The sequence below is a fragment of the Streptomyces sp. NPDC002265 genome (assembly GCF_040296125.1).
In the GTDB taxonomy this organism is placed as follows: Bacteria; Actinomycetota; Actinomycetes; order Streptomycetales; family Streptomycetaceae; genus Streptomyces.
This window is the reverse complement of record NZ_JBEOWS010000414.1, coordinates 1-7,868: the sequence shown is the minus strand read 5'-3', so window position 1 is coordinate 7,868 and position 7,868 is coordinate 1. Positions and strand designations below refer to the sequence as shown.

The 7,868-nt window shown below is 72.3% G+C and carries 3 protein-coding genes and 1 pseudogene; 2 read left to right on the top strand and 2 right to left on the bottom strand.

Going from position 1 to position 7,868, the window contains the following annotated elements; translation table 11 throughout:
• Positions 1-89: 89 nt before the first annotated feature.
• Positions 90-1,913: pseudogene (locus ABT085_RS40995) on the bottom strand (ricin-type beta-trefoil lectin domain protein); the annotation flags it as partial.
• A gap of 288 nt (positions 1,914-2,201) precedes the next feature.
• Here ABT085_RS40995 and ABT085_RS40990 point away from each other — a divergent pair.
• Both ABT085_RS40990 and ABT085_RS40985 read left to right on the top strand, forming a co-directional pair.
• The gene (locus ABT085_RS40990) at positions 2,202-5,222 is read left to right on the top strand and encodes a glycoside hydrolase family 3 protein (protein ID WP_351620536.1); all 3,021 of its coding nucleotides are present in this window, start codon (positions 2,202-2,204) and stop codon (positions 5,220-5,222) included.
• 66 nt (positions 5,223-5,288) lie between these two features.
• Positions 5,289-6,719, top strand: coding sequence for a hypothetical protein (locus ABT085_RS40985; protein ID WP_351620533.1), 1,431 nt, complete (start codon positions 5,289-5,291; stop codon positions 6,717-6,719).
• 100 nt (positions 6,720-6,819) lie between these two features.
• Here the strand turns inward: ABT085_RS40985 and ABT085_RS40980 are convergent, their stop codons facing one another.
• Positions 6,820-7,602 carry a serine protease gene (locus ABT085_RS40980; protein ID WP_351620531.1) on the bottom strand — a complete coding sequence of 261 codons (783 nt, stop codon included), beginning with the start codon at positions 7,600-7,602 and terminating at the stop codon, positions 6,820-6,822.
• Between the last annotated feature and the right edge of the window lie 266 nt (positions 7,603-7,868).

The following is a 7,868-nucleotide window of genomic DNA, read 5'->3' as shown; positions in this document are numbered from 1 at the left end:
CTGAAGGCGAACAAGGCGCTGGAGATCCACGTCTTCGGCCGCCGCGGCCCGGCCCAGGCGAAGTTCAGCCCGATGGAGCTGCGGGAGCTGGACCAGATCTGGGCCCGTGCCCCGTTCGCCGACGAGTTGTCCGTGACGTCCAGGCACTTGTTCGCCGCCGTGTTCACCACGTCACCGGTCGAGGCGTTGTACGACCACTGCTGGGCGCCGGAGCCGTTGCAGTCGTAGAGCTGGACCTTGGCGCCGTCGGCGGTCGACCCCGACGTGACGTCGAGGCACTTCCCGAGCGCGCGCACGGATCCGTCGCCCGGCACGGTCCAGGACTGCGCGGTGGTCCCGTTGCAGTCGTAGAGCTGCACCGCGGTGCCGTTGGCGCTCGACGCGCCCGCCACGTCGAGGCACTTGCCCGCCAGCCCGACGAACGCCCCTGACTGGCCGCCCCCGCCCGACTGCGTGCCGGACCAGGTGAAGGTCGCCGACGTCTTGCCGGGCAGTGCGTACGTCGCGTGCTGGCCGCCCCAGTTGACGGTGACCGTCTTCGCCGCCGAACCGTCGTTGTAGGCGATCAGCGCCTTCGACCCGTCCGGATTGCGCCAGGCGACGTTCGGGACGGCCGACGACGCCGTGGAGGCGATCCGCTGCGCGCCCGGCCGGACGAACTTCGTCAGGTGCCCCATCGTGTAGTACTCGATCGTGTAGTCGACCGTGCCGCTCGCCCCGTCCCCGTTGTGCACGGTGACCAGCCCGGTGCAGGTGCCGCAACCGCCGTTGTGCGGGCCCATGTTCTGGTCCACGGCGAGCGACCACTTGGTCACCGACTTCGCCCAGTTGCGGGTGTAGTCGACGATGTTGAGCATGTCCTCGCGCTGCTGGTTCGCGATCCAGGTGCCGCCGGAGTGCTCGGTGCCGAAGGCGTCGAGGTTCGGGTACTGGTTGTGCACGGTGGTCTGCTTGTTGATGTCACCGCCGTAGCCGTGCCAGGCGATGCCGCCGAAGTTCGGGTGGTTGCGGATCGCCGCGTCGTCCACGCTCGCGGCCGCGTAGGAGTCGTAGACGTCCCAGTTCCAGTCGTGGGCCAGGACCTTGGTGGAGAGCCCGGCGGCCTGGAGCTTCGGCAGCAGTTCGCTCTTGAGGAAGTACTGCAGGCCCGAGGCGTTCCAGCTCATCGACGGGTAGCCGGAGCAGCAGGTCGGCTCGTTCTGCGGGGTGACGTAGGAGACCTTCACGCCCTGCGCCTGGTAGGCCTGGAGGTACTTCACGAAGTACGAGGCGTAGGCCCCGTAGTCCTCCGACTTCAGCCAGCCCCCGTTGAGCGAGCCGCTGTCCTTCATCCAGGCCGGCGCCGTCCATGGCGAGGCCATGACTGTCAGAGAGGGGTTCAGCTGGAGCGCCTGCTTGGTGAGCGGGACGACGTCCGCGAGGTCGTGGGAGACGGAGAAGCTGTTGAGGTTCGGGTCGGTCTGTCCGGCGGGTATGTCGTCGTACGTGTACCCGTACCGGGCCAGGTCCGAGGCGCCCATGGGGTTGCGCAGGAACGACAGTCCGATCCCGTCCGTCGGCGAGAACAGCTTGCGCATGGTCGCGTCCCGGGTCGCCTGCGACAGCGCCCCGCTGCTGTTCATCAGCCAGGCCGCGGTGTCCGTGAAGGACGCGCCGCCGCCGGTGAAGGTCTGGTAGCGGGTGTTCTCGTCGACGGTGATGTTCTCACCGCTGCCGCCCGCCCCGGCCTGGAAGGCGAACGGGGCCTGCGCCTGGAGGCCACGGACCACATGCCGGCCGCCGCTGTCGTCGGTGGTGGTGAGCCAGACCGTGACCTGCTCACCGGCCGCGTGCGCCGGTACGGCCGCGGTGAAGCCGGCCGTGGTGAGCAGCCCGGCGATCAGCAGCCGGATGGCCCGGGTCGATCTCTTCATGGAGCGCCGCCCTTCTGGAGGTGGGGGTGGGGAGGCGTGCGAGCCGTGAGTAAATGACGGCTTCGGATGGGCGTCAAGAGGTCGGGCGTTCACATTCTGAAGGATCAACATGCCAGATCCGGCCGGGAGTTGAGTGCGTACCGGTTCTGGTGTGAAGTCTTGACGGCGCCCGGGACCACCAGTTAACTCACGCCGTGATCTAAGTCGTGAGTTGGGCTGGGTCACGTGTTGCGCTGGCCACGCCCCGGCCAGTCGTCAGTGGACTTACGAGAGCCAAAGGGAAGGTCCATGCGAAGAACCGCCCTGATCGCCTCCGCCGCCCTGCTCACCGCCCTGCTCCCGCTGACCGCCGTCGGCACCGCGTCCGGCGCCGCCGACCCGCCGCCGGTACCCGTCGACCGCTTCGAGGGCGAGGTCCCCTTCGCCGGCCAGCCCGCCGAGGGCATCTTCACCTGGGGCGGCGACGCCGACGACCCGCCCGCCCTCCAGCTCACCGACCGCGCCGACGCCCCCGAGGGCGCCAAGGTCCTCACCGGCACCTACGACATCAGCGGCTACGGCGGCTTCACCCACGACTTCGCCGCGACCGAACCCGCCCACGACTGGTCCGCCCACCGGGGCATCCGCTTCTGGTGGGACGGCCGCAACACCACCAGGAAGATCTCCTTCGAGATCAAGGACGGCGGTGCGAACGGCGAGGCCTCCGAGCTGTGGACGACCTCCTTCACCGACGACTTCACCGGCTGGAAACAGATCGAGATCCCCTTCGCCGACTTCGTCTACCGCACGGACTACCAGCCCGTCGGCGGGATCGACCACGTCCTCGGCCTGACCCAGATGTGGGGCTACGCCCTCACCCTCCCGGTCGGCCTCCAGGGCCAGTTCGCCATGGACGACGTCGAGCTGTACGGCAGGGCCGACCAGTCCCTGCGGGCCTCCGTCACCACCGACGCCGCCGTCTACCCGGTCCGGGAGGGCGGCACGGCCGCCGTGAAGGTCTCCGTCGCCACCACCGGCGCCGCCCCGATCGACGAGCCCGTGACCGTCGCCTACGAGAGCGCGGGCGGCACCGCCACCCCCGGCCGGGACTACACCCCGGTCCACGGCGAGATCACCTTCCCGGCGGGCACCCTGTCCGGCACCAGCCGCGTCATCAAGGTCCCGACCCTGCGCGACAAGTCCGCCGAAGCGGCCGAGACGATCCCGCTCAAGCTCACGGTGACCGGCGCCAAGGCCCCCGCCGAGACCCCGCAGGTCGTCGTCGACGCCCACGGACTGCGGTACCTGGACCCGAAACTGCCGGTGAAGAAGCGGGTCGCCGACCTGCTGTCCCGGATGTCCCTGGCGGAGAAGGCCGGCCAGATGACCCAGGCCGAGCGGGGCGCGGTGGGCAACGGCGGTGACGTCGCCGCCTACGACCTCGGCTCGCTGCTCTCCGGCGGCGGTTCCACGCCGACCCCCAACACCCCCGCGGCCTGGGCGAAGATGATCGACGGCTTCCAGCTCCGGGCGCAGGCGACCAGGTTCCAGATCCCGCTGATCTACGGCGTGGACGCGGTGCACGGCCACAACAACCTCGCCGGCGCCACGGTCATGCCCCACAACATCGGCATCGGCGCCACCCGCGACCCCGCCCTCGCCGAGCGGACGGGCGCGGTGACCGCGGCCGAGGTGCGCGCCACCGGCATCCCCTGGGACTTCGCGCCCTGCCTGTGCGTGTCGCGCGACGAACGCTGGGGCCGCTCCTACGAGTCCTTCGGCGAGGACCCGGCGCTCGTCGAGTCCATGGAGACGATCGTCCAGGGCCTCCAGGGCGCCCGCAGCGGCAAGGACCTCAAGCGCGGCGACAAGGTCCTCGCCACCGCCAAGCACTACGTCGGCGACGGCGGCACCGGCTACGGCACGTCCACCACGGGCTCGTACACCCTCGACCAGGGCGTCACCAAGGTCACCCGGCAGGAGCTGGAGGCCGTCCACCTGGCCCCGTTCGAGACCGCGGTCGACCGGGGTGTCGGCACGGTCATGCCGTCCTACTCCTCGCTCGACATCGTCGGCGACGGCCTGGGCCCGGTGAAGATGCACGCCCGCGCCGACATGATCAACGGTGTGCTCAAGGGCCGGATGGGCTTCGACGGCTTCGTGATCAGCGACTGGAACGCCATCGACCAGCTCCCCGGCGACTACGCCTCGCACGTGCGCACCTCGGTCGACGCGGGCGTCGACATGATGATGGTGCCGTACTCCTACAAGGACTTCCGTACGACGCTCGTCGCCGAGGTGACCGCGGGCCGGGTGAGTGAGCGGCGGATCGACGACGCCGTCTCCCGCATCCTCACCCAGAAGTTCGAACTGGGCCTGTTCGAGAAGCCCTACGCGGACACCGGCGGCGCCTCGCGGATCGGCTCGGCCGCGCACCGGGCCGTGGCGCGGCAGGCCGCGGCCGAGTCCCAGGTCCTGCTGAAGAACGCGGACGGCGTACTGCCGCTGAAGAAGTCCCAGAAGGTGTACGTGGCCGGTTCGAACGCCGACGACCTCGGCAACCAGACCGGCGGCTGGACCCTCACCTGGCAGGGCTCGTCCGGGCCGATCACCAAGGGCGCGACGATCCTCCAGGGCATGCGGGACGCGGGCGGCGACGTCACCTACTCCAAGGACGCCTCGGCCCCGACCACCGGTTACGACGTGGGCGTGGTCGTGGTCGGCGAGACCCCGTACGCCGAGGGCGTCGGCGACGTCGGCAACGGCAACGACCTGGAGCTGACCGCGGCCGACAAGGCGGCCGTGGACAAGGTGTGCGCGGCCATGAAGTGCGCGGTGCTGATCGTCTCGGGGCGCCCGCAGCTCGTCGGCGACCGGCTCGGCGCCATCGACGCCCTGGTGGCCTCCTGGCTGCCGGGCACCGAGGGCGCGGGCGTGGCGGACGTGCTGTACGGGAAGCGCCCGTTCACCGGGCAGCTCCCCGTCACCTGGCCCAGGTCCGAGGCCCAGCTGCCGGTCAACGTCGGCGACACGGCGTACGACCCGCAGTTCCCGTACGGCTGGGGCCTGACGACGCTCGGCAGGACGCCCGCGGGCGGCCTGCCGGCACTGAAGGCGCTCGGGGCCGCGGCCGCCGCCGCCGAACGGGCGCACCGCGGGACGGCGGGGCGCGCGCTCGTCACCAAGGCCCGGCTGCTCGTCCAGCAGAAGGCGGGGCAGCACATCACCGCGGCGCTGGCGAAGCCCTTCGCCGACGCCGACCACCTGCTGCTGACCGGACGCTACGGCGCCGCCGTGCAGAAGCTGACGGAGGCGTACCGGGCGGCCTGACCCGGGCACCGCGTCTCCCGTACGAGTGAATGCCCTCTTTTGGGAGGCTTCGGGTAACTTCGAACCATGACGGACGTGGTGCGGACCCGAAGCCTCCCCCGACTGGTGCCGGCCCTCCTGCTCGCCGCCCTCGCCGGGGTGTGGGCGGGCCCGGCACCCGCTGGGGCCGCCCCCGACGTTTCGGCCGCCGCGGGCGGCGCCGCGGCCCCGGCCGTCCCCGCCGCCCCGGCCGTCACCAGTGTCAGCGCCGTCGCGGACGCTCTGCGCGAGAGTCCGGTCTACGTCGATCCGGCGGCCGCCGGCCAGCTGTCGCCCGCCGAGGCGAACGCCCTGCGCGAACAGATCAGGAAGGCCGACAAACCCCTGTTCATCGCGGTCCTCCCGGCCGGGTACCCGACCGCGGACCTCTTCGCCGACCTGCGCACCGCCACCGGCATCACCGGTCTGTACGCGATCCGCCTCGGCGACCGCTTCGACGCCCGCGCCGACGCCTCCGTGCTGTCCCGCACCGCGGTGCGGAACCTGGTCACCAGCGTCCAGGGCGAGAGCGACGCGAAGACGCAGCTGGGCGACTTCACCAGCCGCGCGGTGGCCAACATGGGCGGCTCGGCGCCCTCGGCCTGGGGTACCTCCGGCGGGGCCGGCGGGGTGCCGACCGCCGCGCTGATCACCGTGGGCGTCGGCCTGGTGGCGGGCGGGGCGGCCGCCTTCGGGCTGGCCCGCCGCAACCGCCGCCGGCGCGAGGCGGAGCGGCGGGCCGCCCTCGACCAGCTGCGCGTCGTGGTGGACGAGGACATCACCGCCTTCGGCGAGGAGCTGGACCGGCTGGACTTCCACCCGGCGGAGGCGGGCGCCGACGACGCCATGCGAGCGGACTTCGAGCGCGCGCTGGACGCCTACGACCAGGCGAAGACGCTGATGGCGCAGGCGGCCGGGCCGGAGGACGTGCGCGCGGTCACCCAGGCCGTCGAGGACGGCCGCTTCAGCCTGGCCCAGCTCGCCGCCCGCCGGGCGGGCGGCCCGCTGCCCGAACGCCGTCCGCCGTGCTTCTTCGACCCCCGCCACGGCCCCTCGGTCGCCGACGCCGCCTGGACCCCGGCAGGCGGCGCCACGCGCGAGGTACCCGTGTGCGCGGCCGACCGGACCCGGCTGGCCGACGGCCGCGACCCGGTGATCCGGCAGGTCGACACCGAGTACGGCCGCCGCCCCTACTGGGACGCGGGTCCCGCCTACGGCCCCTGGGCCGGCGGCTACTTCGGCGGCGGCATCCTGCCCGGCCTGCTGCTGGGCACCGCGCTCGGCGGTGTGATGGCCTCCCCGTCCTACGCCTCCGACTACGGCACCGGCTACGGCGACTTCGGCGCCGGCGGCTACCAGGGCGGCGACGTCTCGGGCGCGGACTTCGACCCGGGCGACTTCGGCGGCGGGTTCGGGGACGGCGGGGGAGGGGACTTCGGCGGCGGGGGCGGCGGAGGGGACTTCGGCGGCGGCTTCTGACGTACTGGCGCGGCACGACGTACGACGGGGCACGGGCCCGGCGCCGGGAGGCGGCGAGCCCGTGCCCCGTGGCGGTCCCGAGGGGGACCAGGGGCGCCGGTCAGAGCGTGGCGGCGGCCGCGGCGATGGCCGAGGCGAAGGTCGAGACCTCGGAGTAGACGCCCGGGGCGTTGGCGCGGGCGCAGCCGATGCCCCAGCTGACGATGCCGACCTGGATCCACGCGCCGGCGTTGTCCTTGCGGAACATGGGTCCGCCGGAGTCGCCCTGGCAGGTGTCGACGCCGCCCGCCGTGTACCCGGCGCAGATCTCGTCGCTCGCGACCAGACCGCTGTAGCCGCTGTAGGAGCGGCAGGTGGCGTCGCTGACGAACGGCACGGTCGCCTTCAGCAGATAGCGCTGCTGGGAGCCGCCCTCGGTGGCCGAGCCCCAGCCCGCGATGGTGAAGGTGCCGCTGTTGTAGGCCGTGGTGGTGGCGATGGGCAGCGTGGGCAGGTTGACGGGCGAGGCGAGCTTGATGAGCGCCCAGTCCTTGCCGTTGCCGTTGTAGCCGGGAGCCCGGTAGACGTAGGTGGACTTGACCTGGACCCGGCCGGTGGCCGACTGGAGGTCCACGACGCCGGCGGTGGCGGTGATGCCGGTGTTGGCTCCGGTGCGGCTCACGCAGTGCGCGGCGGTGAGCACGATCTGCGGGGTGTAGAGCGCGCCGCCGCAGCCCATGGAGAGCCGGACCATGAACGGGAATTCGCCCTGCGCGGCCCGGGTCCCGCCGACGACGGGCGTCGGGGCGGCCTGCGCGGCGGAGACGGGCTGAAGGCTGACGACCGCGAGGGCGGCCGCGCCGGCGACCGCCCATCTGCGGAGCGCCGTGAGGAGCTTCTTCACCGTGATGCCTTCCGTGGGGGGTGGATGACATGCACATGCCAAGCCAATGTGCCGAGGGGAGCCGTAAAGGAATGCCCATGTGCTGGCATGAGCTCGTCAAAATCTGTTGCTGGATTATGGGAACGCTGTGAGCCGCCGCACAAGGGGGCGATTCCGGCCAGCCTCGCCCCGAGGCGCGGCACCTCGCGCTCCGTCCCGTCGGGCGCGGGCGCGGGTGCGGACCGACGGCGCCGGACACGCAGCGCGCCCGCCCTCCCCGCCGGGGG

What these genes read in the sequence shown, in the direction of transcription:
- ABT085_RS40985 (WP_351620533.1), top strand. Translation starts at nt 5,289, where the DNA reads ATGACGGACGTGGTGCGGACCCGAAGCCTCCCCCGACTGGTGCCGGCC.
- ABT085_RS40990 (WP_351620536.1), top strand. Translation starts at nt 2,202, where the DNA reads ATGCGAAGAACCGCCCTGATCGCCTCCGCCGCCCTGCTCACCGCCCTG.